Origin of the sequence: Brevundimonas sp. (genome assembly GCF_035998205.1) — a bacterium.
Lineage (GTDB): Bacteria > Pseudomonadota > Alphaproteobacteria > Caulobacterales > Caulobacteraceae > Brevundimonas.
Map to the genome: position 1 here is coordinate 555,034 of NZ_DASYHT010000004.1, position 26,687 is coordinate 581,720.

Annotated in this window: 31 protein-coding genes; 24 read left to right on the forward strand and 7 right to left on the reverse strand. The window is 70.0% G+C overall.

Annotated elements, in window-relative coordinates:
• Positions 1 to 4: 4 nt before the first annotated feature.
• Genes VGN74_RS05520 through VGN74_RS05535 form a run of 4 tightly spaced genes read left to right on the forward strand, consistent with a single transcriptional unit; the run spans position 5 to position 2,833 of the window.
• Complete coding sequence (locus VGN74_RS05520) at positions 5 to 175, forward strand: hypothetical protein (RefSeq protein ID WP_327446356.1); 171 nt, start codon at positions 5 to 7, stop codon at positions 173 to 175.
• On the forward strand, positions 172 to 1,575 hold the full coding sequence (locus VGN74_RS05525) for a replicative DNA helicase (RefSeq protein WP_327446357.1): 1,404 nt from the start codon (positions 172 to 174) through the stop codon (positions 1,573 to 1,575). The genes VGN74_RS05520 and VGN74_RS05525 overlap by 4 nt, the downstream gene beginning before the upstream one ends.
• Positions 1,575 to 2,456, forward strand: coding sequence for a YdaU family protein (locus VGN74_RS05530; protein WP_327446358.1), 882 nt, complete (start codon positions 1,575 to 1,577; stop codon positions 2,454 to 2,456). The genes VGN74_RS05525 and VGN74_RS05530 overlap by 1 nt, the downstream gene beginning before the upstream one ends.
• Positions 2,453 to 2,833, forward strand: a complete 381-nt coding sequence (locus VGN74_RS05535) for a hypothetical protein (protein ID WP_327446359.1) — start codon at positions 2,453 to 2,455, stop codon at positions 2,831 to 2,833. Before VGN74_RS05530 ends, VGN74_RS05535 begins: the two co-directional genes overlap by 4 nt.
• A 32-nt stretch (positions 2,834 to 2,865) precedes the next feature.
• On the opposite strand, the gene VGN74_RS05540 is transcribed toward VGN74_RS05535, so the two are convergent.
• From VGN74_RS05540 to VGN74_RS05560, 5 genes are all read right to left on the reverse strand, one after another.
• Positions 2,866 to 3,042, reverse strand: coding sequence for a hypothetical protein (locus VGN74_RS05540; protein ID WP_327446360.1), 177 nt, complete (start codon positions 3,040 to 3,042; stop codon positions 2,866 to 2,868).
• Positions 3,043 to 3,520: 478 nt separating this feature from the next.
• Entirely contained in the window at positions 3,521 to 4,174 is a 654-nt protein-coding gene (locus VGN74_RS05545; protein WP_327446361.1) for a hypothetical protein, read from the reverse strand.
• A gap of 99 nt (positions 4,175 to 4,273) precedes the next feature.
• Entirely contained in the window at positions 4,274 to 5,167 is an 894-nt protein-coding gene (locus tag VGN74_RS05550) for a hypothetical protein (protein WP_327446362.1), read from the reverse strand.
• Positions 5,168 to 5,266: 99 nt separating this feature from the next.
• Complete coding sequence (locus tag VGN74_RS05555; protein ID WP_327446363.1) at positions 5,267 to 5,440, reverse strand: hypothetical protein; 174 nt, start codon at positions 5,438 to 5,440, stop codon at positions 5,267 to 5,269.
• A gap of 2 nt (positions 5,441 to 5,442) precedes the next feature.
• Positions 5,443 to 5,652, reverse strand: a complete 210-nt coding sequence (locus VGN74_RS05560) for a hypothetical protein (RefSeq protein ID WP_327446364.1) — start codon at positions 5,650 to 5,652, stop codon at positions 5,443 to 5,445.
• 188 nt (positions 5,653 to 5,840) lie between these two features.
• Between VGN74_RS05560 and VGN74_RS05565 the strand changes: the two genes are divergently transcribed.
• The 19 genes from VGN74_RS05565 to VGN74_RS05655 all read left to right on the forward strand — a co-directional run bounded on the left by VGN74_RS05565 (position 5,841) and on the right by VGN74_RS05655 (position 25,452).
• On the forward strand, positions 5,841 to 6,008 hold the full coding sequence (locus VGN74_RS05565; RefSeq protein WP_327446365.1) for a hypothetical protein: 168 nt from the start codon (positions 5,841 to 5,843) through the stop codon (positions 6,006 to 6,008).
• 485 nt (positions 6,009 to 6,493) lie between these two features.
• On the forward strand, positions 6,494 to 7,078 hold the full coding sequence (locus VGN74_RS05570) for a hypothetical protein (RefSeq protein ID WP_327446366.1): 585 nt from the start codon (positions 6,494 to 6,496) through the stop codon (positions 7,076 to 7,078).
• Positions 7,079 to 7,518: 440 nt separating this feature from the next.
• Positions 7,519 to 7,995: a hypothetical protein gene (locus tag VGN74_RS05575; protein WP_327446367.1), complete on the forward strand. Its 477-nt coding sequence runs from the start codon at positions 7,519 to 7,521 to the stop codon at positions 7,993 to 7,995.
• Positions 7,996 to 8,204: 209 nt separating this feature from the next.
• A complete protein-coding gene (locus VGN74_RS05580) occupies positions 8,205 to 8,741 on the forward strand; it encodes a hypothetical protein (RefSeq protein ID WP_327446368.1) in 537 nt (178 codons plus the stop codon).
• Between the two features lie 2 nt (positions 8,742 to 8,743).
• Positions 8,744 to 9,013, forward strand: coding sequence for a hypothetical protein (locus tag VGN74_RS05585; protein ID WP_327446369.1), 270 nt, complete (start codon positions 8,744 to 8,746; stop codon positions 9,011 to 9,013).
• Positions 9,014 to 9,116: 103 nt separating this feature from the next.
• Positions 9,117 to 10,682, forward strand: coding sequence for a hypothetical protein (locus VGN74_RS05590; RefSeq protein WP_327446370.1), 1,566 nt, complete (start codon positions 9,117 to 9,119; stop codon positions 10,680 to 10,682).
• Complete coding sequence (locus VGN74_RS05595) at positions 10,679 to 11,077, forward strand: hypothetical protein (protein ID WP_327446371.1); 399 nt, start codon at positions 10,679 to 10,681, stop codon at positions 11,075 to 11,077. Before VGN74_RS05590 ends, VGN74_RS05595 begins: the two co-directional genes overlap by 4 nt.
• A gap of 58 nt (positions 11,078 to 11,135) precedes the next feature.
• Positions 11,136 to 11,357 (forward strand): hypothetical protein, encoded by a 222-nt coding sequence (locus VGN74_RS05600; RefSeq protein WP_327446372.1) that lies wholly within the window; start codon positions 11,136 to 11,138, stop codon positions 11,355 to 11,357.
• Positions 11,357 to 12,907: a portal protein gene (locus VGN74_RS05605; protein ID WP_327446373.1), complete on the forward strand. Its 1,551-nt coding sequence runs from the start codon at positions 11,357 to 11,359 to the stop codon at positions 12,905 to 12,907. The genes VGN74_RS05600 and VGN74_RS05605 overlap by 1 nt, the downstream gene beginning before the upstream one ends.
• Positions 12,907 to 13,191, forward strand: a complete 285-nt coding sequence (locus tag VGN74_RS05610) for a hypothetical protein (RefSeq protein ID WP_327446374.1) — start codon at positions 12,907 to 12,909, stop codon at positions 13,189 to 13,191. The genes VGN74_RS05605 and VGN74_RS05610 overlap by 1 nt, the downstream gene beginning before the upstream one ends.
• Positions 13,160 to 13,909 carry a hypothetical protein gene (locus VGN74_RS05615; protein ID WP_327446375.1) on the forward strand — a complete coding sequence of 250 codons (750 nt, stop codon included), beginning with the start codon at positions 13,160 to 13,162 and terminating at the stop codon, positions 13,907 to 13,909. The genes VGN74_RS05610 and VGN74_RS05615 overlap by 32 nt, the downstream gene beginning before the upstream one ends.
• 11 nt (positions 13,910 to 13,920) lie before the next feature.
• A complete protein-coding gene (locus VGN74_RS05620) occupies positions 13,921 to 14,856 on the forward strand; it encodes a major capsid protein (RefSeq protein ID WP_327446376.1) in 936 nt (311 codons plus the stop codon).
• A 25-nt stretch (positions 14,857 to 14,881) separates the two neighbouring features.
• The gene (locus VGN74_RS05625) at positions 14,882 to 15,298 is read left to right on the forward strand and encodes a hypothetical protein (RefSeq protein ID WP_327446377.1); all 417 of its coding nucleotides are present in this window, start codon (positions 14,882 to 14,884) and stop codon (positions 15,296 to 15,298) included.
• 3 nt (positions 15,299 to 15,301) lie between these two features.
• The gene (locus VGN74_RS05630) at positions 15,302 to 15,820 is read left to right on the forward strand and encodes a hypothetical protein (protein WP_327446378.1); all 519 of its coding nucleotides are present in this window, start codon (positions 15,302 to 15,304) and stop codon (positions 15,818 to 15,820) included.
• Between the two features lie 105 nt (positions 15,821 to 15,925).
• Complete coding sequence (locus VGN74_RS05635) at positions 15,926 to 16,537, forward strand: hypothetical protein (RefSeq protein WP_327446379.1); 612 nt, start codon at positions 15,926 to 15,928, stop codon at positions 16,535 to 16,537.
• Between the two features lie 3 nt (positions 16,538 to 16,540).
• Entirely contained in the window at positions 16,541 to 18,712 is a 2,172-nt protein-coding gene (locus VGN74_RS05640) for a hypothetical protein (protein ID WP_327446380.1), read from the forward strand.
• Positions 18,712 to 19,146 (forward strand): hypothetical protein, encoded by a 435-nt coding sequence (locus VGN74_RS05645; protein ID WP_327446381.1) that lies wholly within the window; start codon positions 18,712 to 18,714, stop codon positions 19,144 to 19,146. The genes VGN74_RS05640 and VGN74_RS05645 overlap by 1 nt, the downstream gene beginning before the upstream one ends.
• A 1-nt stretch (position 19,147) precedes the next feature.
• The gene (locus VGN74_RS05650; RefSeq protein WP_327446382.1) at positions 19,148 to 21,397 is read left to right on the forward strand and encodes a transglycosylase SLT domain-containing protein; all 2,250 of its coding nucleotides are present in this window, start codon (positions 19,148 to 19,150) and stop codon (positions 21,395 to 21,397) included.
• Positions 21,394 to 25,452 carry an LPD38 domain-containing protein gene (locus tag VGN74_RS05655; protein ID WP_327446383.1) on the forward strand — a complete coding sequence of 1,353 codons (4,059 nt, stop codon included), beginning with the start codon at positions 21,394 to 21,396 and terminating at the stop codon, positions 25,450 to 25,452. The genes VGN74_RS05650 and VGN74_RS05655 overlap by 4 nt, the downstream gene beginning before the upstream one ends.
• Here the strand turns inward: VGN74_RS05655 and VGN74_RS05660 are convergent.
• Both VGN74_RS05660 and VGN74_RS05665 read right to left on the reverse strand, forming a co-directional pair.
• The gene (locus VGN74_RS05660) at positions 25,449 to 25,691 is read right to left on the reverse strand and encodes a hypothetical protein (RefSeq protein ID WP_327446384.1); all 243 of its coding nucleotides are present in this window, start codon (positions 25,689 to 25,691) and stop codon (positions 25,449 to 25,451) included. The genes VGN74_RS05655 and VGN74_RS05660 overlap by 4 nt on opposite strands.
• Positions 25,688 to 25,831 (reverse strand): hypothetical protein, encoded by a 144-nt coding sequence (locus VGN74_RS05665; RefSeq protein ID WP_327446385.1) that lies wholly within the window; start codon positions 25,829 to 25,831, stop codon positions 25,688 to 25,690. The genes VGN74_RS05660 and VGN74_RS05665 overlap by 4 nt, the downstream gene beginning before the upstream one ends.
• A 171-nt stretch (positions 25,832 to 26,002) precedes the next feature.
• Here VGN74_RS05665 and VGN74_RS05670 point away from each other — a divergent pair, with 171 nt between their 5' ends.
• Positions 26,003 to 26,329, forward strand: a complete 327-nt coding sequence (locus tag VGN74_RS05670; RefSeq protein WP_327446386.1) for a hypothetical protein — start codon at positions 26,003 to 26,005, stop codon at positions 26,327 to 26,329.
• Positions 26,330 to 26,687: the final 358 nt, after the last annotated feature.

Here is a 26,687-nt window from a genome sequence, read left to right on the forward strand (position 1 = left end):
CCCCATGTCCACGCCCGAACCGCGCGGCACCGTCGCCCGCGTGTACTCCAACCGCGACGGAAACCTCGTCGCCGTCATCACCTGGAAGCGCGGAGACGGCCCCGGCTCCGTCGTCGCAGACCTGCGCGAAGGCCAGCTCGTCACCGTCCGAGGCGGGAAGGTGGTGGCGGTGTGACGGCAACCGCCGACATCGCCCCTCCGCACGCACTGGAGGCCGAACAGGCGCTCCTCGGCGGGCTCATGTTCCAGAACGACGCGCTCGCCAGTGTCGCCGGGATCCTTGACGCCGAGCACTTCTACGAGCCGCTGCATCGCGACCTGTATGGCCTGATCCGCGACCGTGTCGCAGAGGGCAGGCTGGCCGAGCCGACCACGCTCATGGCCTCGCTGCAGGCGCACCCGGCATTCGCGCCCATGGGCGGCCTGCGATACCTGGCCGAGCTCGTCGACCGATGCCCGCCGCCGTCCAACGCGCCGGAGTATGCGCGGCTGATCGTGGAGGCATGGACGCGGCGGCGCGCCTGCGAGATCGGTCTTTCGCTGCGCACGCTGGCCGCCACCGAGCCGGACCCCGTGAGCCTGCTGTCAGCCACGGCCGAGACGATCGGCGGGCTCATCCAAGGCGCGGCGCCGGACGGCCAGCACCTCGTCGACGCCAGACAGGCGGCCGGCGAACTGGTCGACGAGCTGGACGAGCAAGCGGCGTCCGGACACTCGCCGGGCCTGCTCATCGGGCTGGACTGTGTCGACAAGGCCCTCGGCGGCCTGTTCCCTAACGAGCTCATCGTGCTGGGCGGCCGGCCGGGCATGGGCAAGTCCGCCCTCGCGCGCAACATCGCCTTCGCCGCGGCCCGCCGTCACCCCGGCCTGCTGTTCCCGTTCTTCGCCTTGGAGATGGACCGGCGCCAGATCAGCCGGCGCAACCTGTCCGCCCTCTCGCACGAGATCAGCGGGCAGGGCGTCGCCTACCAGTCGATGAAGCGCGGCCGTGACCTCACGTCCGAGGAGCGCGCGCTGCTGTCTCAGGCCAAGGCGCGTGTGCCGCAGAACCTGCTGCTCGACGACACGTCCGTGCTCACGCTAGACCATGTGCGCCGGCGCCTCATCGCCCTGTCCCGCCGCGGCCGCATCGGGCTGGCCGTGATCGACTACCTGCAGATCATGGAACTGCCCCGCCTCGGCGACGGCATGAACCAGACCATCGCCTTGGGGCAGGTCACGAAGGGGCTGAAGCAGCTGGCCAAGCAGTTGGCCTGCCCCGTGCTGCTCCTGTCGCAGCTCTCCCGCCGGGTCGAGGAGCGCGACAACAAGCGCCCGACACTGGCCGACCTGCGCGAGTCCGGATCCATCGAACAGGACGCCTCGGCCGTCCTCTTCACCTACCGCGATGCCTACTACCTGCAGCGCGAGGGGCCCCGTCGCGGCACGTCCCGCGAAGATCACGAGATGGCCGTGCACGACGCCCTGCGCGTCATGGAGGTCATCTGCGCCAAGAACCGCGAGGGCAGCGTCGGCACGACCCGCCAGCGGTACCTGGCCGAGTTCGACATCATCGAAAATGAGGAGAGGTACTGATGGGCAAGACCGACGTGTGGATGCCCCTCTACGTGTCCGACTACCTGCGCAAGACGATGCACCTGTCGACCGTCGAGCACGGCGCGTACTTGCTGCTCATCATGCATGCCTGGACCAACGACGGCATGATCCCGTCAGACGATGCGCAGCTGGCGCGCATCACGCGGATGCCCCTCGCGCAATGGCGGAAGATCAAGGCCGAGGTGCTGTCCTTCTGGACGATGCCGGGCGGCGCCGGCGCTCCGATCTACATGCACGACCGCATCGAGGAGGAACTGAAGCGAAGCCGGGAGGTGAGCGAGAAGCGTCGCAAGGCCGGTGCCAACGGTGCGGCAAAGCGGTGGCAGGACGATAGCAAATGCTATGGCGATGCCATCGATTTGCCAGTGGCCGACGCATCGCAAATCGATAGACAGTCACAGTCACATAACTCTCCTTCGGAGAGTAAACGCGCGCGAGGCGCTGCGCTCCCCGATGGATTGATCGACAAGGTCTGGTCGTCTGCCCCCCAGAAGGCCCGGGAGAGGTCCAGCCGAGCCGACACGACCAAAGCGCTCGCTGCAGCCATCAAGCGCGGCGGCGACCCCGACGAGATCGTGGCCAGCCTGAACCGCTACTGGCAATCACCGGACGCCTCGAAGGACGGCGGCGCCTACGCCAAGGGCGTGCACCGCATGATCGCCGAGGACAGGTGGCGCGAGTGGTCGACCGGGCAGGCGGCCAAGTCGGAGAGCGATGACGCCGAAACCGACGCCGACTGGCGCCGACGCCTCAGCTGGTGGCAGGCCGACCGCTCATGGATCGAGGCGATGTACGGCCCTCGCCCTGGGGAGCCGGGGTGCCGCGTGCCGAAGCACCTGCTGGAGGAGGGCGCGGCATGAAGCGCCACCACCGCGACGCACTCGCCGTCATCGCCGGCATGCTGGAACCGCGGGGCCTCGTCTGCACCTTCCAGCACGGCCGCACCCATGCCGCCGTCGTCGTCACCACACGGTGCGGCCAGCTGCGAGCGAAGTTCCCGATCAGCGGATCCCCGCGTGACCCGGACGCCCAGCTCAACCAGGTCCGCCAGCAGGTCGCGCACTGGATGGACGAATGCGGCATGGGCTCACGGCGAGGCAGGGCAGGGAAGCGCGCCGACAAGCGCCGGCCGATCGCACGGGGAGCCACAACGCAGACGCCCCCGCAGCTCGTCGAGCGCTGCGAGGGCGGGCCGATGCGTGATCCGTGGGCGGTGCTGGCGGCGTGGCGCGGATGACATGGGCGAGCCCAGTCAAAGCGCCTGTGCGCCTATGCGGGCGGCGCGACTCCGGCCGCGTTCTGCAGCCGCTGCGCCATGTCCCGGCATTCGTCCGAGCGCCTGGCCAGCAGGCCGGCCACCTCGGCGAGCATGGTCGCGGGCGGCTGGCGAGCGTCGGCGGCGTAGTACTGGACCCGGCGCAGGCTGACGCCGAGGGTTCGAGCCAACTCCGATTGCCAGGCTGGCCCGAACAGCAGCCGCCCCGCTTCGCATAGCAGGGCGGCGTTAGAGGGTTGATCGGTCAAAACAGGCTCCCTTGGTTGATGGCGGTTTCATCCCATAGCCCGCCGCATGGCAAGGCGGCATGGCCGCGGCGAGCCTCACGGCGCCGGCGTTCCTGTTCGCACTGGCGCGCCGTGAGAGGGACGGGAGCGACGCCGGGTATCAGGGATTGATCTGCGGCGCCGTCTGCGAGGGTGACGGGTTCGGAGGCCAAGCGGGCCAGCCATTGCCCCTCAATCCAATGGCCTGGGCCGCATGATGCGACCATGTCGCGGGCGTGCCTCATGGCCTCGGCATGGGCGCCCCAGTAGTGGCAAACCACGCCGGCCCGTCCGGGCTCGATCCATGCCATGACGCGACAAAGGAACTCGGAGCCGCGGGCGCGCTCGATCATGTCAGGGGCAAAGGGGGCGCGGACGTACATCAAGCGGCCTCCGCATAGAACGGGTCGTCGCCCGGAAACGCGTAGTCGATCGGCGGCGCCCATGGATCGTCCAGCGCGTCCAGCTCCGGCGCCTCGCACGCATACACCGGGCGGCCGGCCAGCTCGCGCCGGATGGCCTCAAACAGCATGGCCGGCGTAACGGCGTGCATGTTCTCGGATCCGCTCCAGGTCGGCGCCGGGACGTGGTCGAAATAGCCCCGTTCCCATGCCGCATCGCACGCGGCGTCGTACGTCATGCCGTCGGCCCGGATCAGCCGACGCCGAAACGCGCGGTCGCGGTGCCATAGCTGCGCATCCATGCGCGCCAGCTCGCCACCCTCGTCGCGCATGCCCGCAACGGCCAGAAACTCGACCAGGGAGGGGCCTTGCGTGGTTCGGACGGGTGCGGATACCGGACGGGCCGCCTCGGCCATCTGGCGGCCCTCCAGAGCCGCCGCAAGGGCACGGGCCGCTAGACGCCAGTCATGGCGCTTGTGAGAGGCGCAGGCCGTCGCATAGGCGACCTGTGCAGCGGCGTCGTCTGTGAGCGGCGCCAGGGCATGCGCGGCCATGCGCCAGCGCTTGCGGCTCCCCTCTTGCCCGGCCATGGCCTCGGCCTTGCGATAGAGGGACAGGGCGGCTTGTTTCGTCATCGTCTTTCGCTCCATAGCGTTCGCCCCGCTCCATTGCGGGACGCGGTCTAACCGACCGGCAAGCCCGCCAGCGCATCGGCTGGCGGGTAAGCGGGGCGGTCAGGCGGCTTTCAGCACTCGTTCAGCAGCCCAGCGGCTCGCGTTGTTGAGGTGGCGTTGCCATGCGCCCTCCCGCGGGCTCCAGCGAAAGCCGTTCTCTTTCAGCTTGGCGATCGTCGCGGCGTCAGGCTTGCCGGGGAAGATCAGCTGAAGGCGGGCCGCCTCGGCATTCTCGACAATGCGGACGCCCTCCGCTTCGCGCTCCACAGTCCCGCGCGCCTTCATGCGCTCAAGCCCGGCGATGCGATCTTCAATCCGCTTGACGCGGGCGAGGCTGTTCGCCGTGTTGAGGCCCCACGGCTTTCCGTTGGGCGCCAGCCACATCGCCCGCTCAATCACGTCGGCGCGAATGCCGGCGGTCTGCAGGTGGGGGCGTGCATCTGCGCCGTGCTTGCGCAGAATGACATTTGCGGCCTTGGCCATGTCGTGCCACTGGCGCGCATCGGCGAGCTCAGCGCGCAGCTTGTCCAAGGCGTCAGGATCGGCCGATCGGATGGCGTCGCCAATGCCATGCGGGAAGGCGATGCGCTCCAGTCGACGCTTTGCGGCCTGCAAGTGCGCCTGCACTTCGTTCATGCGCTTGTGCGCCACGTCCAGGCGCTTCTGGTTCCGCGCCACAGGGAAGTTGGCCGGGCCCGTGATCATAGAGGACATGCACCGGCCTTCGGCGGCCCAATAGGCACGCGTGGCCGTGATGTGACGATCGCGCAGGTTCGCGACGATGTCGGCGCCGATCTCGCCGGCCCCGGGCATCGCCTGCAGCTCGGCCGCCCTTGCGCTGATCTCGTCAAGGCGGCGGTCCAGCTCCTCGCATTCCAGCTTCGCGCGACGGTCAGGGTAGAACGTCAGCGCGTGAAACAGCGGCTCAATGGATTTGGGGTCAATGGTGGTCACTTCATCGTCTCCATGCGTTCCCCGCCGCTCCATGCGGTCAGGGTGAGGGTCTAGCCGCTCAATGGACCGGAGGCGCGCGGCGTCCGGTCGGTTGAGGGGTTAGGCTTTGATCGGCTCGACGCGGGCGTTCGGATGCGCCAGCATGTAATCGAGCACCGCGCGCGGCGTCATGGTCGCGCCGATCTTGCGCTTCGTGCTGCGGGCCATGAGATAGCCGCCCTGCAGCTGGCCAGTGAAGGCGTTGAAGTGCGCGACTAGGGTTAGGTCCGACATGGTCAATATCCCGCCCAGGCTTTGAGGTCGCGCGAGTTGGTGAACGTCGGCCGCTCCACCGTGCTGGAGCCGTCGCGGTGCGACACCAGACAGGAAACGCCGGTCAGGCGGCCGTCTTCCGTCATGCGGGCATTGCGCCCCCAATCGTGCTCGCGGGCCCACAAGAGCCAACCCAGGCGGGCGTTCGCGGTCATGTCGGAAAAGAGGGTCATGGTTTCGTCTCCATGCGTTCCGGCTCGCCCCGTGGCGAACCATGCGCAACACTACGCACAAGCCCCGCGCCCTGTCAAGCGCCTTGTGCGCATTTTTCCGCACAAGCCCGCGGCCCTACATGGCGCCGCATGCCCGTACATAGGGCCGCGCGCGTGACACACAGGCCGAACAGCGGTAGCGATGCGCCATGGCCCTGAACTGGACCCGCGCCAAGCCGCTGAAGCCGAGTGACGCCGCTCGCCCGGTCGGCGCCGTCGTGGCCGGCGCATGGACACACACCAAGCGCCAGCCCGCCCGCGTCATGTCGCCGGAGGAGCGGGCCGCGTTTCTCGCGAGCCGTCCGGACCTGCGATAGGCGCCACCTTCGCCCGCCTGTGGCGCTTCCGGGTCGGCTGCACCGGCGCCATCGCCTCCGCACTGGCCATGAGTGTCGCCACCGCCTCGGCCAGTCTCTCCGCAACGTCAGCCGCCCTGGGGTGCTCGCGGCCCTCTCTGGCCGCCTCGCGGATCCGCTGCACCGTCCGAACATGGGCGCCGGTCAGCCGCGCCACGTTCGCCGCCCACACCGGCCCGAACAGGGCTTCGGAGAACGCCGCCAGCGCGACTGATTTGGGCGCTCGGGGGGCCATAGTGTCCGATCAGGCGACATTCGCAGACCGCGTGTCAACCCCGCCTGATCCGGCTCAAACCCAGTAGCGGCGGGCATTTGGCCAGAGTGCATTGTCGCCGCTTCGAAAAATCGCGCATCCTTCGCGAAGGCCGCCCGACCCACGCCTCGCGCGCCCCCGCCATCCACCACGGCAACCGCACCCACAACACCACCAGCAGGCACCGCAACCCATGGCCGGCCGACCCCTCGCACAAGCCAGAGCACAAGCCGCCCTGGAACGCATCCGCGAGGCCAACACCACACCGACCGAACGACGCGCCACCCCCGTCACCTACACCCCCGACCTCTGCGACGAAGCCATCCAGCTCGCCGCAATCGGAATGACCTTCGTCGAACTCGCCGACCACTGGGCACTCTCCGAAGAGGGGCTGGCAGAGATGGCGAAGGCGCATGCCGACTTGCAAACCGCGCTCCAACGCGCGCGCACGACGGCCAAGGCCTGGTGGACGCGGCAACCCCGGCTGGCCATCGGCGAGAAAGACAACAAGTTCCCCGCCGGCGCGTGGTCGCAGCAGGTCCGCGCGCTGTTCCCGGAGTACGACGACAAGGCGTCGGTTATGATCAACGTCGGCAACGCGGATCGGCTGGTGATCGTGACCCGGCGCGACCCGTACGGCGAGCAACTGACAGGCGGTCAGTCTCCCTGCGAGGCTAAGGTGTTGATCGAAGGCGAGACATCCCGACTGGATACGGGTCCGGAGGCGTCAGGGAGGCCAGCCGGCGGGTTCATCGCGGGCCCTGACGGCGACCAGTGACCGGCGCGGCCTCGGCGCCCCGACACCCCCCCGGGGGGGAAAAGCCGGGCCCATGACACACCAACGGGGGTCCCGCGCAAAACTCTGCCCCCCTACCCCTCATGAGGGCGGTCTGGATGTCTGGAGGGGTGTCGCGGATTTTTTGTGCGCCCCCACCCCTGATGCGCGGTCGGTCTGGCGGTCTGGCGGCGGTATGGTAGGGTGATCGCGCTGAGAGCGGCGTGGAAAGCTGCCAGCGCACCAGTCCCGGTCGAAGAGCGTCCGGGCGCGCGAGGCTGGAGACACGCGGAAAGACCCCCGACCGGCAGTCCTGTGCCGAGCGCAAAGTCGGGGAACGATGAACAGGACAGCCGGAGTAGCGCCCGGCCTCTCAGCGACCTCCCCCTCGGTGCATTCAGGGCGCCGCGCTGACCGCGCATGTTGGGCTGAAGGAGGCTCCCATGCCGATTGTCAGCTTCACGCGCCCTGCGGACACGACCGCGTACGCTTCGGGTGATCTGGTGGCGAACAGCACGACCGCGGGGTCTGTGCAGCGTCTGGTGCTTCGTCCGGCGCAGGAGGCGGGTGGTTCGCAGCTGATCCGGCGGGTGCGGCTGGTGAAGAGCACGTCGGGTCTGACGGGTGCGGCGTTCCGGGTTCACTTCTACGCGCTGGTGCCGGGTGTGGGGCTGACGTTTGCGAACGGGGACAACGCCGCGTGGTCGACGAACCGGGCGCTGGGGTACTTCGGGGCGTCGGACATCACGATGGACCGGGCGTACACGGACGGGGCGCTTGGGATCGACGTGCCGCTTCGGGGCGGCGAGATCGTGACGCCGCGGGATCTGGACCTGGTGGTGGCTCTGGAGGCTCGCGGCGCCTACACGCCTGGGAGCGCCGAGGTGTTCACGATCGACGTTGAGACGGTGGAGCTGTGAGGTCGGCGTCGCTGAGGTATGCCGCCCTCAACCCTGGCAAGGGCGGGGGGGCTCAGACGCCCGTCTCCGTTCTCGGCGCTGCGCTGAAGGGATGGTGGTCGAGCGACAACCCGGCGCGCACGACGGTATCGGGCGTTTCAGTTACCGCGTGGGCCGACGAGGTCGCCGGGTACGTCGTCAATCCTGGCACATCGTCGACACGGCCCGCCGTGAGCGATGCGGGCTTCGGCGGTGCGCGCGCTATCCAGTTCGACGGCGTGGACGACTATCTGAACATGTTCGCGCCGACGACCTTCCCGGCCGGGGGCAGCGCGTCCGAAATCTGGTTGATCGGCCAGAACACGGCGCTCGTCACCGACGCTGGCGCGCGCGTGGGGGCCTCATACGGCGACGGTGTTTTCAGCTCTGACCGCCGCCTGCGGCGCAACACCTCGACCACGAACATCCTGCAAGCCACGTCGGGCAACATTTCCGTAGCTGGCGGTGGCGCGGCACTGACGACGCGTCACGTTCTTCGCGCGATCTTCGGCGTAAGTAGCATCGCCGTGGAAGTCGACAATCTGTCCCGAGACACTGCCGCCGCGACGCTTTCGACCAATCGAAATCAGTTCGCCATCGGCGCGATCCCCAACGGGTCGTTGCAGTTCTGGCAGGGCCTGATCCGAGACGTGCTCGTGACCGATCCGCTCACGGCCGAGCAAGCCGCATGGCTTTATCAATGGGCGCTTCCGCGAAGGAACCTGTGACCATGTCCAAGATCGTACTGTTCCCGTCGACCCGGCAGGCCGAGGCGACCGCCTACAAGGACGCCGCCAACGCCCACTATCAGGCCAACATCGAGCCGGGCACCGACTACGCCTACATCCGCAACGACGCCTTCGGTCAGTGGGCTGTGCCCTACTACGGCGAGGTCGTGAACGGCCTGCCGTTCGAGGAGCCGGCGTCGATGGTCCCGCTTCGGGCCGAGGGCGTCCTGGTCGACGGCCTCGGCGTCGTCTGGTCGTTCGGGGAGGAGTAACCCCCTCACCCCCAAGTATTTTGTGGGGGTCTCCTGTGCCCGGTGGTGATCCCGCCGGGCACAGTGCATTCAGGGCGCCAGTGCGCCGCGCCAGTGTGCGGCCATGGCAACGCGCAGGCAGTACGAGCCGGACGGCATCAACCTTGAGCGCTACCTGGCCAGCAACCCGTACACCGCGGCGCCGGGCCGGGCGAAAGACCTGTCGTGCATTCAGGGGCCGATCCGCTCCGGCACGTCGACCGCAAGCATCATGCGCATCTACGAGGCCATGCAGGCGGTCCCGCCGGACGATGACGGGATCCGCCGCTCGCGGTGGCTGATCGTCCGGAACAGCTACCCGGACCTTGAGGCGTCGACGATCCCGACGTGGTTGAGCTGGTTCCCCGAGAAGGTCTACGGCCGGTTCTACTGGACGGCGCCGTTCAAGCACGAGCTGAAGTTCGGCGATGTCGAGGCCGAGGTGACGTTCGAGTCCTTCGCCGGCGAGGAGGACATCCCGAGCCTGATGTCGCGGGAGTACACCGGCGCCTGGATCAACGAGGCGCAGTTCTACACCCGGCGCTTCTGTGTGGTGCTGCTGTCGCGGACGGGCTGGTACCCGCGGCCGGACGGGCCGAAGTTCCTGCAGCTGGACATGAACGCGCCGCCGCTCGGCCACTGGGTGCCGATCATGCGGGGCGACACGCCCATGCCGGAGGAGTGGACGGACAGCGAGCGCAGGGCCCACGAGAAGCCGGAGGAGTGGGAGTTTCTGATGCAGCCCCCGTGGTTCATCGAGGAGGTGGACCCCCAGGGCAACGTCGTCGACTACCGGATCAACCCGGCGGCCGAGAACCTGAAGTTCATCGGCGAAAAGGCGGTGCGGGCGCTGCTGGCCGGCCGGACCAAGGACGAGATCGACGCCGAGCTGATGAACCGGGTGCTGATCCAGCAGTCGGGCCGGCCGGTGTTCCCGCAGTTCGTCCGCGACACCCACATCGCGAAGCAGCCGCTGCGGGCCATGCCGGACGTGCCGCTGCATGTGGGGCTGGACTTCGGGCGCCAGCCTGCCGCGGTGGTGATGCAGAACGTCGGCGGTCGCTGGTTCGTGCTGGGCGAGAAGGTGGCGCAGAACATGGCGGCGGTGGAGTTCGCGCCGATCGTGAAGCGCTGGCTGACGCAGAACTGGCCGGCGTGGATGCGGCCGGACGGCCCGACGATCGAGTTCTGGGGAGACCCCTCGGGCGAGGCGAAGCGCAGCGAGGTCGACGACCGGACCGCGTTCGATGTCTGGAAGGCCGAGGGCATGTTCGTGCGCAAGGCGGACAGCGGCAACCGGCGGACACCGCGGATCGAGACGATGACGCACCTGCTGAACCGCATGGTGCATGGCCAGCCGGCGATCCTGTACGACCCGAAGGCGTGCCCGGTGCTGACGACCGGCATGGGCGGCGGCTACTGCTACCGGCGCAAGAAGGTGTCCGGCGCCCCGGTGTACGAGGACGAGCCGCACAAGGGCCCGTTCTCGCACCCGGTCGACGCGCACATCGAGGTGCTGATGGGCGCCGGGGAGAGCCGCGCCATGGTCGGCCGGGACGTGCGGCCGAAGCCGGTGAACACGCTGGCCAGCGCGAACGTCTATGCGAGGGGCGCCGCCCGGCCCGGCCGGTATCAGGTGCTGCGCCGGTGATCACGGACGCCGTCGAGCGCATCGGGCCGCTGAACTGGTACGTGGCCATCCGCCCGGCCCGGACGCCGTGGGGCCATGTGTTCGCGTTCGCCTTCGACGGCCGCAGCTGGATCGTGGTGGACCCGCACCTGCGCTTTACCGAGGTGTTCACCCTGGCGCCGGGCGCCGAGTTCGACGCGTGGGTGGCCGGGGTGCGGCAGGTCGCCGAGGTGTGGAAGCTGGCCGGCCGGCGCGAGGCGAGCGTGCTGACGCCGGGCCTGTTCTGTGTCGGCACGGTGAAGCGGCTGGTCGGTCTGAGGTCCGGTGCATTCACGCCGAGGGGCCTGAGGCGCGACCTTGTACGGGCAGGCGCAGAACAGGTGTTCCCCCGTGGTCCGAGCGAAAGCCCCAGCTGAAGATCCGTCGCTGAAGGCGGCTCGTGAGCGCGAGGAAGCTCGTGCCGAGTCCGCGTTCGTGACTCAGACCCAGAGCGTGCTGGACGACGAGACGCGCCGGCGCACCCGGCGTCTGGGCCGTCGCGCCGCGCTGTCGGGCGTCTCGCCGGGCGGCGGCAACGCGACTGTCGGCGGCGGCTCGTTCGTGCCGCTGTCCAGCTACTCCGGCGGCGGCTCGTTCTTCGGCGGCGGCTCCAGCGGTGACTTCGGCTCGTACGAGTCGGCGAGGGTCGTGGCCTGATGGCGAAGATGCCCCCCGATCTGGCGGCGCACGTCACCCGGGCGAAGAGCGACCGGCGTAACCGTCAGGAGCAGATCAACCGCTTCCTGCAGCTGGCCGACCCGTCGCGCCCCCGTATCGGAGACAACCTCGTCACGGCCAACGACCGCGGCGAGGAGATCGACGACCTGTTCGATACGACGCTGCAGGAGGTCTACGAGGACTTCGGGTCGGACCTGATCGGCAAGCTGATGCCCCGGCATGCGGACTGGCTGACGTATGCGCCGCTGGAGGGCCTGCGCGACGAAGAGAAGAAGCGGCTGAAGGAGCCGCTGAAGGAGCGCTCGACCGCGATCTTCGACGCCATCCGCGGTTCCAACTTCTACGACGAGGCGGCCGGGGAGTGGGCGCTTGATCAGGCGCATGGCACGTCCGGCCTGATCATCACGGACCCCGGCGCCGGCCAGCCCATCTACTGCGAGGCCATCCCGCCGTCGCAGCTGCTGATCGGCCGCGGCGCCAAGGGCGTCAACTTCCGGGCCCGCGAGTGCGTCTGGACGATCGCCGAGGCGGTGGCGTTCTGGCCGACCTACAACTGGTCGCCGAAGGACCGGAAGGACGCGGCGAACCCCGAGCAGGGCCAGCGCAAGGTCCGCATGCTGCTGTCCGCGACGCTGGTGCCGGACCCGGGCGACGAAATCTGGCTGTGGCGCGTCTGCGCCGACGACGTGCTGGTCTACGAGGAGAAGCTGAAGGGCGTCGGCTCCTGCCCCATCCTCGTCAGCCGCTGGCGCACGCACTCGGCCTCGGCTTGGGGGCTGGGCCCGCTGCTGAAGGCGGTGCCGGACGCCCTGACGCTGGATCAGGAGCGCTATCTGGTCCTGAAGAACCTCGGCAAGGTGGTCGACCCGCCGACCGTGTACGACGACGACGGCGTGCTGAACCCCGAGGGCGGCGTCGGCGCCGGCATGTGGATCCCGCGCCTGCCCGGGTCGAAGCTCGACCGGCTGGAGCCGGGCCGGATCGAGGCGGCCTACTACGAGCAGGGCTACTTGCAGGACAGCATCCGCCGGGCCGGGTTCCAGTACGGGCCCCGCCAGCGCGGCAAGACCCCGCCGACCCTCGGACAGTGGATGGACGAGAAGGCCGAGGAGGGGCGCCGGCTGGAGATGCCGACCGGCAAGCTCTACTCCGAGGGCGTCATCGCGATCGTCCAGCGGTTCGAGTACCTGCTGGTGAAGCGCGGCTCGATCGAGCCGTACATCGCGCTGGACGGCCGGGCGCCGGTGCGGGTCCGCCCGCAGAACCCGCTGTCGCGTCAGCAGGACTTTGAGGAAATCCAGACGGCGCAGCAGCTGCTGCAGTTCGGCAACGCCGTGTTCGGCCCGCAGGTCATGGCCGCGTATGTCGACGGCGCGCAGACGCTGGAGCAGATGCGCTCGCGGCTGAACGACAAGCTGATCGTGGTGCGTGAGGCTGAGGCGGTCGACCCGCTGCTGGGCGCTGTGCTCGGTCAGGCTGACCCCGCCGCTGCTGGTGCGCCTGCCGGCCCGCCGCCCGGAGCCGCCTGATGCCGAACCGCCTCGACGAGATCAAGGCCAGCCGGCGCCAGACCCCGCCGCCGGTGTTCGACGACAAGATGCTCAACGCCCTGGTGCGCCTCACGTCACACCCGGAATGGGACGACCTGCTGGCCTATTTCGGCGAGCGGATCGACGGCGAGACGGTCGACCGGGCCGCGCCGAACGTGAGTGCATTGTTGATGATCGAGGGTCGCCGCACGCTTTTCGCAGAGCTCAAGAAGCTCCGAGAAAAGGTGAACGATGACCGACGCCGCCGCGAACCCGACGAGTGAAGCCGCCCCGGCCGAAGCTGTCGCCGCGCCCGTCGCAGCGGTCGAGGGAGGCGCGGCTGAAACCGCCGCCGCCGCCCAACCCGTACAAGCCGAAGCGTCCGCCGCCGCTGCCGGCCCCGTCCGCCCCGAGCGACTGCCCGACGAGTTCTGGGATGACGCCGCCGGCGTGAAGGTCGCCGACCTGCTGGACGCGCATCTGACGCTGAAGGCCGAACTGGACGCCGCCCGGGCCGACGTGCCGGAAGCGGCCGATGGCTACGAGCTGGCCCTGTCCGAGGCCGTGACCGTGCCGGAGGGCTTCAAGGTCGACCTCGACGCCGACGACCCCTTCACCAAGGAGATCCGTGACTGGGCGCACGAGCACAAGCTGCCGAAGACCGCGTGGCAGAAGCTGCTGGACGCCGAGGCCCGCCGCCGGATCGGCGAGCAGCAGGTCGCGGTCAACGAGTTCGTCGAGGACAAGAAGGCCCTCGGCGAGAACGCCGACCAGCGCATCGCCGCCGTCCAGAACTGGGTGAAGGCGAACCTGCCGACCGACAAGGCCGGCGCGCTGCTGGACAACATCGGCCTGCGCGGTGTCGCGGCGCTGGAGGCGATCATCGCCCTGCGCTCCGACCCCTCGGCGCCCGGTGGCCTCGCGGCCGCCAAGGCCAGCGAACTCGACAACACTTTCGGCCTGTCCCGCCTTGAGGCGATCAGGCGCAACAAGGCCGCTTAAGGAGACTCCCAATGGCCACCGCCATGACCCTCGGCGAATACGCCAAGACCCTGCCCGCCGACTCTGTCCAGCGCGCCTATGTCGAGCTGTATGCGCAGTCGTCGGACCTGATCGCCGCCATGCCGTGGGAAACCGTGGCGGGCGGCCTGTACCGCTACAGCCGCGAGGACACCCTGCCGGGCATCGCCTTCCGCGGGATCAACGAGACGTACACGCCGACCACCGGCGTCATCAACCCGCTGATCGAGCAGACCTTCATCGCCGGCGGCGAGATCAAGGTCGACAAGGCGCTGGTGCGCCGCCACGGCGAAAGCCAGCGGTCGCGTCAGGAGCGCATGCAGGTCAAGGCCCTGACCCGCGGCATCACCACCGCGATCCTGTCGGGCAACAACGCCACGAACCCCAAGCAGTTCGATGGCCTGCGCCGCCGCATCACCGGCACCGCGCTGCGCCACAACACCGCCTCGTCGGGCGGCGCCGCGCTGTCGCTCTACAACCTCGACCGCTCGATCGACACCTGCACCGAGCCGACCCACCTGCTGATGTCGAAGGCGCTGCGCACCCGGCTGACGCAGGCTGGCCGCAACACCGGCGTCGGCGGCTACGTCGACCAGACCAAGGACGACTTCGGCAACCTGATCACCTCGTACCGCAACCTGCCGATCCTGGTGGGCTACGAGAACGAGGCGGACGGCGCCCTGCTGCCGTTCGACGAGGTCGCTCAGGGCGGCGGTTCGGCCGTCACCGGCTCGATCTACGTGCTGTCGATCAAGTCCGGCATGTTCTCCGGCTTCCAAGCGGCTCCGCTTGAGGCCGAGGATCTGGGCGAGATGCAGACCGAGCCGAAGTTCCTGACCCGCACGGAGTGGGACTGCGGCATCCGCCTCGAACACCCGTTCTGCGCCATCCGCCTCACCTCGATCACCGACGCCGCGATCACCGCCTGATCGCCCGACCACAGGAGACAGGGCCATGCCCATCCAGTACCCCTACGACGCGTCGCTGCTGCTGCACGATGGCGCCGCTGCCGTGACCTCGTCGGCGGCCGGCGTCGTCGCCAGCGCGGCCCGCATCTTCGACACCGAGTCGACCGCCTCGCCGGTCGGCCGGTTCCCGGTCGCGGTCGTCATCAACGTGTCGGCGCTCGATCTGGCCTCGACCGATGAAACCTACGACTTCATCTTCGAGGGCTCGAACAGCGCGACCTTCGCCTCGGGCAACCAGCAGCTCGGCTCCATCGCCGTGGGCGCGACCGGCCGGTACACCATCCTCGCCGACAACGAGCAGGGCGGCACGGTCTACCGCTATTTCCGCATCCGTGCGGTGCTGGCGGGCACGACCCCGTCCGTCACCTATGTCGCCTTCATGGCGCCGGCGGTGGTGGCCTGAGCCATGCACGTCAAGGTCTATGATCGCGTCACCGGCGAGGTCTGGCTGACGACCGAGCTGAACGCCGAGGACATCGTCGCCCGCGGCGATGGTCGCTACGGCATCGGCGAGTCCTGCCCGGCCGATGAGCGGATCGAGGAGGCGGACTGGCGCAAGCGCGCTGGTCTGCCGGCCCCGGTCGCTCCGGCGCCCGAGGTCAACAAGGTCATGGCCGGCGAGGGCCTGCCCATGCCGGTTGATGATCTGGCCGACGCGCGCACCGTCCCTGGTGGCGGCACCGAGAAGCTGGAGGCCATCGAGCGCGAGGTCGACGAGGCCAACGGCAAGCTGACCCCGGCCCAGGTCGAGGCGCTGGACCGCGACGGCGACGGCAAGCCCGGCGGCTCCAAGAAGCGCACGCCGGAGGAAGAGGCCGAGCGTGCCGAGATCATCGCGTCGCTGCGCGAGAAGGGCGTGACCTTCTTCGCCGGTGCGTCGACCGAAAAGCTGAAGGCCCTGCTGGCCGAAGGCTCCCCCGAGTAAGCGTCCCTCCCTCCCTGAAGACTGGCCCGCTGGTTCACGCCGGCGGGCCTTTTTCGTGGGCGCGGGTGCATTCCCGCATGTGCGGCCATGCGTGAGGGTGCTGACATGGCCACCTCCAAGATCGAGATCATCAAGCGCGCGGCCTCCATCACGGGCAACGGCGCCCTCGTGTCGATCGACGACAACGAGGAGGTCGCCCGCCTGACCGATGAGCACTACGAGGCCATCGTCGAGGAGATGCTGTGCGAGCACACCTGGCCGTGGGCGCGCCGGGCGGTGGCCATGACGGCGATCGAGTTCACGCCGGAGCGGCCGTGGCGGAAGGCGTGGGGCAAGCCGGTGGGCCTGCTGGCGCTGACCTATGTGCAGGACGCGAATGGCCTGCGGGTCGATCACGAGGAGCGCGACACCGACACCATGGCCGCGGTGCTGACCATGGTCGAGGACGACGTGGTGTACGCGCTGGGCACGTACCGGGTGGACGAGGACCGTTGGTCGGCGGACTTCGCCATGGCGGTCCAGAAGCGCATGGAGGCGGTCTTCCGCAAGGCGATCGCCGAGCAGACGACCGAGGGCAACCGCGACGAGCAGGCCGGCATGGCCAAGGCGCAGAAGGCGCGGGTCCGGTCGCAGCGGTCCAGCACCTCGCCGGACGCGAGCGAGTGGGATCTGACGCGGGCCCGGATGCGCAGCCGCTCGTGGGACATCGGGCGCTGACCGATGCAGTATGAGCAGCGGACCTACGAGAGCGGCGAGGTCAGCCCCGACCACCTGTGGCGGGCGGACCTGAAGGCGCGTGCGACTAGCGCCAAGCGCATCCGCAACATGCGCATCACGATCGGCGGCGCGCTGGAGAACCGGCCGGGCTCGTCGCGCTTGGCCACGCTGGACGGCGACGGCTGGGTGGTCGACATGACCGTCGACGATGTCGCCTACATGCTAGTGCTGACGGCCGAGAACCTGAAGGTCTACCGCCGCAGCGACCGGACGCAGATCGCCAACCTGACCGCCGCATGGACCGCGGGCGTCGTGCCGGGTCTGGTGGTGGCGCCGTACGGGTCGGAAGCGTTCGTGACGGCGCTGGGCATGCCGCCGCAGAAGATCACGCGCTCGCCGGCCGGTGTCTGGAGCGTGGGCGCCGCGACGTTCGGCTCCGGCATCGGCGGCTCGATCCGCCAGCTCTACTACCGCTTCGCCGATCCGGGCGTGACGCTGACGCCGAGCGGGGTCACGGGGTCGATCACCCTGACGGCCAGTGCGGCGACGTTCGTGGCCGGGCATGTGGGCACGCGGTTCCGGCTGCAGAAGCGCGAGGTTGAGATCACGGCGGTGGCGTCCGGCACGTCGGCGACGGCGACTGTGATCCAGCGCCTGCTGCCGACCGTGACGCTGCCGGTCACGTCCAGCGCTGGGTTCAGCGTCGGCGAGGTGGTGACGGGCAAGGACAGCAGCGCCGAGGCCGAGGTGGTCGGCGTGCCGAGCGGCACCAGCCTGACCCTGCTGCTGCAGAAGTTCACCGACTTCCTCTGGGACGGAACCAAGGGCGAGACGATCGTCGGCCCGTCCGCCACCACGACGAACACCGCCGCCCAGACCACCACGACCAACGCGGCCGTGCTGGACTGGGACGAGCAGGCGATCAGCGCGGTGCGGGGCTATCCCGGGACCGCGGCCGTGCACAAGGGCCGGCTGTGGCTCGGCCGGTTCCCGCAGGTGCCGTTCGGCATCGCGGCCTCGGCGCAGTTCGCCCTGGACGATTTCTCGGTCGGCGAGAACGACGCCGATGCGTTCTTCGAGGAGCTGGGCAACGAGGCGGCCGGCGCGGTGCGGCACATCATGCCGTCCGAGCAGCTGCTGGTGATGACCAGCCGCAAGCTGTTCTACTACCCGGAGTCGGAGTCGAACCCGATCCGCCCGACCGCCTTCCAGCTGATCGAGGTCGGCCCGGACGGCGCGAACAACTGCCGGCCGGTGGCGATCAGCGAGGGTGTCGTCTACGCGGAGGAGGGCGGCGGCTCGCTGCTGGGCGCGTTCCCGACCGGCGACGTGCGGCGTTCCTGGCGGACGGCGGACGTGACGCAGCTGTCGGCGCATCTGGTGTCTGAGCCGCGGTCGCTGGCCTATGTCAGCGGGCAGGCCATTGGGCCCGAGCGCTACGTCTATGCCGTCAACGACACCGGCGAGCTGGTGGTGGTCTACTACAGCGACGGCGCCGAGGTGTTCGGCGTGGTGCGGTGGGAGACGGACGGCGACTATCGGTCGGTGGCGGCGGCGGATGGCGAGGCGTGGGCCATCGTGCGCCGCAGCGTCAACGGCTCCGATGTCTACTTCCTTGAGGTGATCGACCACACCCGGTTCATGGACGCGGCCGTGACGGTCGGCTCCGGCGCCTATCAGGGCCTCGCCACGACGGAGACGATCCTGACGCCGTCCGGGCCCATCCCGGCCGACAAGGTCTATCGCTTCGCCGCGCTGGCGAACGCGACGTGCGACCTGATGATCGGCGACTCCTACGTCGGACAGGTCGAGCTGGACGGTGACGGCGACTTCGGCGTGCCGGACGTGGCCGGCGCCATCCAGATCGGCCGGCGCTGGGAGAGCGTGGTCGAGCCGTGGCCGGTGATCGACGCGTCCGACGACCGCAACCGCCGGCGCAAGATGCGGATCACCCGGGCGCACGTCCGCTGGAAGGGCCGCTATCTGGCCGTCGACGGCAAGCTGCAGCCGGTCTACCGCGGCGGCGAGGACGCCAACGCCGCGCCTCCGCTGCGCGACGAGCTGACCAGCGCCCCGTGCTTCCGCGGCTGGGCCTATGAGCCCTTCGTCGCCTTCACCCATCCCTATCCCGGCCCGTTCACGCTGCTGGGCCACAGTCTTGAGGTCGCCCGCTGATGGCCTTCATGATCCCCCTCCTCGCCGGTGCGTCGTTCGTCTCCAGCGTTCTGGGCGGCGTGCAGCAACGCCGTGCCGCGCTGGCGCAGGAACAGGCCGCGCGCATCGAAGGCCAGATGGCCGGCATCCGGTCCAACCAGATCGGCGAGCAGTCGCGTGCGGCGCTGGCCGCCACGCTGGGCAACATCGACACGATCCGGGCGGCGCGAGGGCTGGCCGAGAGCAGCCAGACCGGCGACGTGATCCGGCGCGTCACCATGGATGACGCCTACCGCGCCGAGGCCATCGCGCGCCTCGGGGAGATGAACCGCCAGAGCTCGGCGAACATGGCGGCCCGCGGGTACCGCAGCGCGGCCCGGTGGGCGGTGCCGATGTCGGCGCTGGAGGGCGGCATCAGCGCCGGCCGTATGTTCGCGGCGGGCAGGGGGAACTGACATGGCGATCAGGCAGGGCACCGGCCTCCCGGGCGGCACCGCTGGCGGTTCGCTGACCCCGCTGGCGGACTTCAGCGGCTCGGCCGGCATCGGCGAGCGCGCGGCTGCGGAGGCGCTGGAGCGTGTCAGCCGCATCACGGAGTCGGCGTTCGAAGAGTTCGTGATGCCGAACCTTCAGGAGGCGGCGGCGCAGCAGGCCGAGGCGGATGCGGCGGCCGGCCGGTTCGAGCGTCGCATGGCCATCACGGGCGTCGGCCGGGAGTACAACCGGGCGCTGGAGCGCGGCGCCGCGGCCAAGTTCGACAACGACATCGAGCGCGAGCTGGACGCCCTGCGGGTGGCCAACCCCTTCGACCCGGACGCCTTCCAGCAGCAGGCCGAGGCGCGCCGGGCGGCCCTGATCGAGCAGTCGCCGGAGTGGCTGGTGGGCAACGTCGCCCAGACCTTCGATCGCCGTGCGACCGCCAACCTGGGGGCCATCCAGAGCGCCCGGGCCGAACGTGACCTGACCGAGGCCCGCAATGGCATCGACGCCCGGCTGGACCGGCTGGTGTCGGAGGCCGTCGCGTTCGGGCAGACCACCGACTTCGCCACCGCCCTGAACAGCGATCAGGTGCAGGGCAACATCCTGCAGGTGCGCCTCCTCATTGATGAGCTGGAGAGCAACCCGGCGTTCGGCCTGTCCTCGGAGGAGGCGCTGGCCAAGCGCGAGGAGATCACCGGGCGGCTCAAGGCGGGGCTTATCGCGCAGGACGCGCTGCAGGCGCTTCGCACCGGCGGCGCCGATGCCGCTCTGGCGCGGGTGCAGTCGCTGGTGGCGGACCCCGAGATGGCCCTGACGCCGCAGGAGCGCCAGCTGGCCGTAGCGCAGGCGACCGAGGCGGTGCAGCGCGAGACGCAGCTGGAGCGCGCCCGGGCCAATCTGGCGGCCGAGGAGGAGAACCGCCGCCAGCGCGAACTGAACCGCATGATCGAGGAGGACGCCGCCAGCATCGAACTCGGCGAGGGCGGGATCGGTCTAACCGAGGAGCAGGTGCGCCAGATGGGCGGCGCCCCGGCGGTAGCCCGCTGGTACCGCGCCCGCGCCGATGCCGCCGAGTTCAACGGGCTCGTCGGCGACCTGTCCGGCCTGTCGCCGGAGGCGGCGGCCGAGCGCATCCTGACGCGGACCGCGGCGCGCGGGTTCAACGCCATGCCGGTGGTCGCCGGCGACGAGGATCTGGACGCCCTGACGAATGCGGTGATCCAGGTGGAGTCCGGCGGCCGCACCGGGCTGGTGAGCGCGGACCCGGACGGCCCGGGCCCGGCTGGCGGCGGCGCCGTCGGCATCATGCAGCTGCTGCCCGAGACGGCGCAGCGCATGGCCGAGCGGCTGGGCGTGCCCTACGACCGCAACCGCCTGTTGAACGACGCCGATTACGGCCGCCAGCTGGGGCAGGCGTACCTGTCGGAACTGCTGGACCGCTACAACGGCGACACCTTCCTCGCCGTCACGGCCTATCACGCCGGACCGGGCAATGTGGACGGCTGGCTGCGGAGCGTCGGCGACCCGCGGTCGGGAAGCATCACGCGCGAGGCGTGGCTGGACGGCGTCGAGGCGCGCGGCAATCCCCGCTCGGCCGAGTACCCGCGCAAGGTGCTGGAGGCGCTGAACGGCGGCCGGGCGACGCGGGCGTGGGACGCGTACCGCGGTCAGCGTCAGGCGCAGCGGAATGACCCGGCCGGGTCGGTCCTGCGGGACACGGCCGTGCGCGCGGCTGGGCAGGCGTGGGCGTCCCGCGTGCAGCAGCTGCAGGCCAACGGCGGCCGTGCGGTCAGCGCGGCGCGGGAGGGCGAGGCGTACGTGAGCGCCCTGCTGTCGGCGCAGGACCGGGCCGGTGTCCGCCAGGGCGACCGCCGGGCCCTGCCGGTCAACATGCTGGTGCGGTATGCCGGCGAGCTGGAGCGCTACGAGCAGGCCAACGACATGGAGTCGTGGCGGGCGGTGTCGCAGGACATCGTGCGCCAGTTCGGCCGGTACGGCGATCGCGTGCTGCAGGACGTGCTGGAGATTGGCGGCTCGACCCGCTACGCCTCGCAGGTGGCGGCGGCGGCCACGCGATCTGCGGCCACTGGCGCCGCACCGCCGCGGCCGGCCGAAGTCCAGACGGCGCAGCGGACGCAGGCGATCGCCGGGGCCGCGACGGGCCAGCGACCGGCCGTGCGCCAGATGAGCGATGAGGAAGTTCTGCGCGCGGCGGGTCTGCAATGAGCGAGCGTCAACAGGCCCTGGCCGAAGCCTACCGCCGGGGCATCATGCAGCCGGAGCAGAAGGCGGCCTATGAGGAGGCCATGCGCCGCGGGCTGGTTCAGGGGCCGGAGCGCTCGCTGGGCCAGCGGTTCATGGACAACGCCGCCGAAGGGTTCGGGCGCTCGATCTTCGGCGCCGCGGCGCGCTCGCTGGACTCCGAAGGCGACGGCCTGCTGAACGTGCGCGACCTGACCCGCGTCCGGACCGACACGTTCCTCGGCCGCCAGTTCGACCGCGCGCTCGACGCCACGGTCGGCGAGAACCGCAGGTGGTTTGAGGGCGTGTCGCGCGCCGACACCGTCGCCTCTCGCCGGGAGCGCCAGCGCCGCGAGCTCTACAGCGCCCGGGCAGCGGCTGACCCGATCGACAATCCGGCCGAGTTCGGCGCGTTCCTGGCGGGGCAGGTGGCCGGTGGCGGCCTGTCGCCGGAAAACATCGTCGGCGGCGGCGTGGTGCGTGGCGGCTCGCTGGCGGTCAGGCTGGCGCGAGGTGCTGGCCAGCAGGCCCTGATCGCTGGCGCTGTGGACGCTGGCCTGCAGGTGTCCGACATCAACGCCGGCATTCAGGACGAGTTCAGCGCGGCGCAGACCGGCGGTGCGGCGCTCCTCGGCGGGGGCATCAGCCTGACGTTCGGGCTGGCGCGCCCCGTGGCCGACACCGTGCGCCGGGCCTACACCGACCGCGTGCCGCCCCGCGTGGAGCCCGTTTCCGATGGGCCCGGATCGCGCACGACGGTCGAGATCGACGGAGAAACCGTCGTGGACGTTCGCAGCGGCTCCATGAGGGATACAAGCGACACCCCGGTCATCCCCGCCCGCCCCGACAACAACATGGACGTGGTGGTGCCGCTGGAGCGCCGCGGCATGATCGCCGAGGGCTCGCGCATCGTGAAGGAGCGTCGCGCCGGCCGGGCCATCGCGGACTGGTTCGCGCGGCGCTACACCGACGTGATCGACGCCCGGCACCCGCTGACGCGCCTGCAGTCGCAGATGCAGGAAGCCATCGAGGCCGCCACCGGGAGCCCGCTGGACATTCGCCCTGGCGACGACGCCGCCAAGCTCGCCCGGGCCGGGTTCGACGCCTACAACATCGGCATGCAGAACATCCTGCATGGCGTGCACGGCTACCGGAAGCTGGCGCCCGAGACGCCGGCACTGGCCGACGCCCTGACGGCGGTGGTGGTGCGCGAGACGCGGGCCGGCGCCAAGCCCGAGGCGGCGCTGCAGATGTTCGACCAGTACCTCGTCGCCCGGCGCGCGGTGATCGAGTGGGACCGCTTCGCGAAGGGAGAGCTGGAGAACCCGCCGCTGGCCCGGACGCGCGAGCAGGCCGAGGCGTTCATCGCCCGCATGGACTCGGAGCGGCCGGAACTGCGCGAGCTGTCCGACCAGATCAACCAGTACGCCAGCGGCCTGCTCAAGCTGCGGCTGGACTCCGGCCTGATCTCCCGCGAGACGTACGACGCCGCGCTGGCCGGGCGGGACTTCTACGTGCCGTTCCGCCGCGAGATGGATGACCGGCCGGCTGGCGTGTCCCGGTCAGGGGCCAACGCCGGGCCCGAGGTCAAGCAGTTCCGCGGGTCCGACCGCAACATCCTGAGCCCGGTCGAGGTGCTGGCGCAGGACAGCCTGCGACTGGCGCAGCGTGTCCGGCAGAACGACATCAACCGCTCGATCGTCTCCATGGCCAAGCGGCTGAACGCCCTGTCGCCCGACGGCGAAAACCCGTTCATGCGCAAGGTGAAGGCCCCGATGCGCAAGACCGTCGTCGCCAACGACGAGCTGGCCGCCCAGGCCCGCGGCACGCGCGACGATGTCGACGCGCTGTTCGACGACGACGTGGAGGTCTGGCGCCCGGGCGAGGTCAACGCCAACGGCCGGCCGATCATCTACGTCTGGGAGAACGGCCAGCGCGAGGCGTGGGAGCTGCTGGACCCGGAGTGGGGCCAGCTGACCTACGAGGCGATCACGAACATGACGCCGGCGCAGGCGGACGTGTTCGGGGCCATCGTGGGCGCCGTGACCAACTTCGTCGCCCGGACCGTCACCACCACGCCCGACTTCATCCTCGCGAACCTGATCCGCGATCAGGTTGCCAGCGCCGCGTATGTCCGCGGCTTCGTTCCGGGCGAGGGGCTGGCCGGCTCCGTCGACGAGGCGGTGTCCCGCGCCACCGGCCGTGTCAGCGAGGCCGGCCGCCTCTACAACGTCGCCGGGGGCATCAGCGGCGGCGCGACGACCGCCCAGATGAGCGAGCTGCTGATCCGCCAGGACGCGCTGGAGCTGACCCGGCGCGGGTGGAAGGCCCGCTATTTCGAGGACTCGCGTGGCTTCCTGCGGGCCTTCGAGGACGTGGCGCGCTGGACCGAGCTGACCGAGGTCGGCAACCGGCGCACCGTGTTCCAGAAGGTGCTGAAGCGCATGAAGGCCGAAGGCTTCGACGACTGGGACGCCATCACCGAGGCCGCCTTCGCCAGCCGCGACCTGATCGACTTCGGCCGCAAGGGCTCGCGCGTGCACGGCGCCGTGCGCGTCTTCATGTTCCTGAACCCGTACCTGCAGGGCCTCGACAAGCTGGTGCGCACGGCGATCACGGATCCGGCGTCGGCGGTCGGCCGGGCCCATGCCGCTGGCGGCAAGGAGGCGGCGCTGAAGGCCATCGTGGCGCCGCTGTTCCAAGGGCAGGCCGCGCCCGGCCAGCGTGTCGCCGACCGGCAGGCCATTCAGGCGGCGGCCCGGGCGTGGACGACCATGGCCGCCATCGGCGCGTTCGGCTTGTCCCTGAGCGCCATGTTCATGGACGACCCGGAGTATCAGCAGGCCAACGAGATGACCCGGTCGACGCACTGGATCATCCCGGTGGGCGACTACATCGTGAAGGTGCCCAAGCCGTTCGAACTGGCGTGGATGTCGAACGTGCTGGAGCGCTGGTGGGAGGCGACCAACGCGGCCGCCGGCGAGGACGCCGAGGTGGCGTGGGGCCGCATGTGGAACGGCGTCGGCACCCTGTTCGCCCCGCCGACGAGCATCCCCCTGCTGGCCGGCGCAACCGGGCTGGCTACCGGCGTCGATCCGCGCACCGGCCGGCCGATCGTGTCGGAGTCGCTGGAGGCCCTGCCGCCGCAGCAGCAGTACAACGCCTGGACCTCGAACTTCGCCACGTGGCTGGGCGAGAACACCGGCATGTCGCCGGCCTACATCGACTACGTCATCCGCACCTTCGGCGGGCCCATCGGCACCTACGCGCTGGCGGCGGGCGATGCGGCGGACCCGGACCGGCCGAGCGGATCGTGGGTCGACGCGCCGGTGGTGCGCCGGTTCGTCACGCCCTCGTTCCGCGGATCGCAGGACAAGCGCGACTTCTACGCCCGCGCCGGCGCCCGGACTTCGGAGCTGGAGCGGGCGCTGAACGGCGTCGAGTCCTTCATGGACATGGGCCGCCTTGCCAATGCCGAGCGCGACCTTGCCGCTCTCGACGAGTCCGGCCGCCTCTACGTCCTGTCGCAGCTTGGCGAGGTCGCGACCAAGCGCCTGCACCCGCTCGCCCGGGCCAAGGTCGTCGGCACCGAGGCGTCGCGCATGATCGGCGAGCTCAACGGCGCCCTGCCGAAGGACGACGGCGTGCCCCTGCCGGCCATGAGCCGCAACCGTCGCCAGATGGTCGAGGACGCGCTGGAGCGGGTGGCGCTGGCCGAGATGCGCAACGCCATGATCGCCAGCAACCAGCCGGGGTTCCAGGGGCGCGCCATGATGGACCGCGACGCCATGTGGTCGGAGCTCAACGACCTCGCGCCGGAGGTGGCCGCCGAGTTCGACCGCCGCCTCGCGACTGGCCGCGATCGGACCTACAGCTACGAGGCCGTCATGACGGCATGGCCGGAGGCGCAGCGCCGCCTGCAGGCCGAGGGCACGGCGGCCTATCTGGACGACCTCGCCGACAGCGCGGCGGCCAGCACGCCGCTGTGGGGCGACCGCATCCATGAGGAGGACGAGCTGCCGGTGACGCTGCGGTTCTAAGTGCGCGGCCGGGCGACGACCCCGACCCCGCAGACGACGGACGCCACCGCCCATGCTATCGCCATCCACCGGACCACGTGGCCAGACCATGCCGCCTCAGGCGCCAGCCAGAAGAGCAGGGCGGCGACCGGCAGAAGCGCAGTGCCGAAAATCACCGCAGCGAAGAAGGTCATGACACAGCCGAAGGAGATGACGAGCGCGCCGTCGCGAACGATCTCGGCGGCGCTCGGCATGTTCACGCCCCCGGCTCCTTGAGGCCCATCTTCTCCAGCGCCTCGGCGACCAGACGGCGCACGGCGTCAGAGCGGGTCATCGGACGGCCCAGCGCGGCCTCCTCCTTCATCCACCGGTCAACTGCGCCGAGGAGGTCGTTGTGCATTCGAACCGTAACGGTCACGCCCTGGCCAGTGGCCGGGCGGCCTCGCTTTTTCGTGTTCGTTAAATCTTGCCCGCCCATTGCCCTTCATGGTAGCGGAAGGGCGGCCCGGAGGGAAGTTAGCAGCTTCCGCACCGGGCCTAACCGCCACGCGACCTACAGAGGAGGATCGCCATGCCGGCTGACCGGGCCGATACCACAGGCGAGGATCGCTCGCCCATCCCCCATCACGTGCGGAGTCTCGCCGATGCTGCGGTCGCCGCCGCCTCGACGCCGGGCTCGCACCGCGTCATGGGCATCTACCTCGCCTGGCTTGAGGCCGAGGCCGCTACCGTCCGCAGGGCCATGGGGCTTGATGTGCCCCACGTCACCAAGGACGGCCGCGAGCTCTACTTCACGCCCGTCCACGGCTCCGTCCATCGCATGATGAACTGGGAGCCCAGCCCCGTCGCCCGCGGCGTGGGCACTCTCGCCCTGATCGACCTGCTCCCTACCGCCTGACAAGGCCGCCGCGCTCGGTCTGTAGCGGCAGTCCCGAGCAGGTGAACCCGATGTGCCGCTCCCGGTCTGGCAGGCTCCCGTCCCCAAAGCCCGCCGATGTCGCCCCCGCGAACTTTGCCCGCAAGCCAATGCGGGATTTCCGAGCGCCCGACTGGCCCTGCGGCTTGAGGGACAACCTGACCAACGACCCCCTCTTGCGGCCTGGGCATATCAGGCAGGGGACGGCTGGCCCCCGTTATCGGGCAGTCAGGCTATAGGGGCGAGGAAGAGCAGGCTCCCAACCGCGTCCTCCCGTAGGGGAGGGGAGATCGCGGAAAGCGGACTATTGCCTGTTGAAAAGACGGGTGCATTCAAGCCC

Bases quoted from the DNA above. Each gene is read 5' to 3' on its own strand.
- VGN74_RS05625 (WP_327446377.1), top strand. From the start codon at position 14,882: ATGCCCATCCAGTACCCCTACGACGCGTCGCTGCTGCTGCACGATGGC.
- VGN74_RS05570 (WP_327446366.1), top strand. From the start codon at position 6,494: ATGGCCGGCCGACCCCTCGCACAAGCCAGAGCACAAGCCGCCCTGGAA.
- VGN74_RS05665 (WP_327446385.1), bottom strand. From the start codon at position 25,831: ATGCACAACGACCTCCTCGGCGCAGTTGACCGGTGGATGAAGGAGGAG.
- VGN74_RS05630 (WP_327446378.1), top strand. From the start codon at position 15,302: ATGCACGTCAAGGTCTATGATCGCGTCACCGGCGAGGTCTGGCTGACG.
- VGN74_RS05530 (WP_327446358.1), top strand. From the start codon at position 1,575: ATGGGCAAGACCGACGTGTGGATGCCCCTCTACGTGTCCGACTACCTG.
- VGN74_RS05545 (WP_327446361.1), bottom strand. From the start codon at position 4,174: ATGACGAAACAAGCCGCCCTGTCCCTCTATCGCAAGGCCGAGGCCATG.
- VGN74_RS05615 (WP_327446375.1), top strand. From the start codon at position 13,160: ATGACCGACGCCGCCGCGAACCCGACGAGTGAAGCCGCCCCGGCCGAA.
- VGN74_RS05575 (WP_327446367.1), top strand. From the start codon at position 7,519: ATGCCGATTGTCAGCTTCACGCGCCCTGCGGACACGACCGCGTACGCT.
- VGN74_RS05560 (WP_327446364.1), bottom strand. From the start codon at position 5,652: ATGACCCTCTTTTCCGACATGACCGCGAACGCCCGCCTGGGTTGGCTC.
- VGN74_RS05585 (WP_327446369.1), top strand. From the start codon at position 8,744: ATGTCCAAGATCGTACTGTTCCCGTCGACCCGGCAGGCCGAGGCGACC.
- VGN74_RS05605 (WP_327446373.1), top strand. From the start codon at position 11,357: ATGGCGAAGATGCCCCCCGATCTGGCGGCGCACGTCACCCGGGCGAAG.
- VGN74_RS05520 (WP_327446356.1), top strand. From the start codon at position 5: ATGTCCACGCCCGAACCGCGCGGCACCGTCGCCCGCGTGTACTCCAAC.
- VGN74_RS05670 (WP_327446386.1), top strand. From the start codon at position 26,003: ATGCCGGCTGACCGGGCCGATACCACAGGCGAGGATCGCTCGCCCATC.
- VGN74_RS05655 (WP_327446383.1), top strand. From the start codon at position 21,394: ATGAGCGAGCGTCAACAGGCCCTGGCCGAAGCCTACCGCCGGGGCATC.
- VGN74_RS05620 (WP_327446376.1), top strand. From the start codon at position 13,921: ATGGCCACCGCCATGACCCTCGGCGAATACGCCAAGACCCTGCCCGCC.
- VGN74_RS05565 (WP_327446365.1), top strand. From the start codon at position 5,841: ATGGCCCTGAACTGGACCCGCGCCAAGCCGCTGAAGCCGAGTGACGCC.
- VGN74_RS05610 (WP_327446374.1), top strand. From the start codon at position 12,907: ATGCCGAACCGCCTCGACGAGATCAAGGCCAGCCGGCGCCAGACCCCG.
- VGN74_RS05635 (WP_327446379.1), top strand. From the start codon at position 15,926: ATGGCCACCTCCAAGATCGAGATCATCAAGCGCGCGGCCTCCATCACG.
- VGN74_RS05640 (WP_327446380.1), top strand. From the start codon at position 16,541: ATGCAGTATGAGCAGCGGACCTACGAGAGCGGCGAGGTCAGCCCCGAC.
- VGN74_RS05590 (WP_327446370.1), top strand. From the start codon at position 9,117: ATGGCAACGCGCAGGCAGTACGAGCCGGACGGCATCAACCTTGAGCGC.
- VGN74_RS05555 (WP_327446363.1), bottom strand. From the start codon at position 5,440: ATGTCGGACCTAACCCTAGTCGCGCACTTCAACGCCTTCACTGGCCAG.
- VGN74_RS05645 (WP_327446381.1), top strand. From the start codon at position 18,712: ATGGCCTTCATGATCCCCCTCCTCGCCGGTGCGTCGTTCGTCTCCAGC.
- VGN74_RS05650 (WP_327446382.1), top strand. From the start codon at position 19,148: ATGGCGATCAGGCAGGGCACCGGCCTCCCGGGCGGCACCGCTGGCGGT.
- VGN74_RS05535 (WP_327446359.1), top strand. From the start codon at position 2,453: ATGAAGCGCCACCACCGCGACGCACTCGCCGTCATCGCCGGCATGCTG.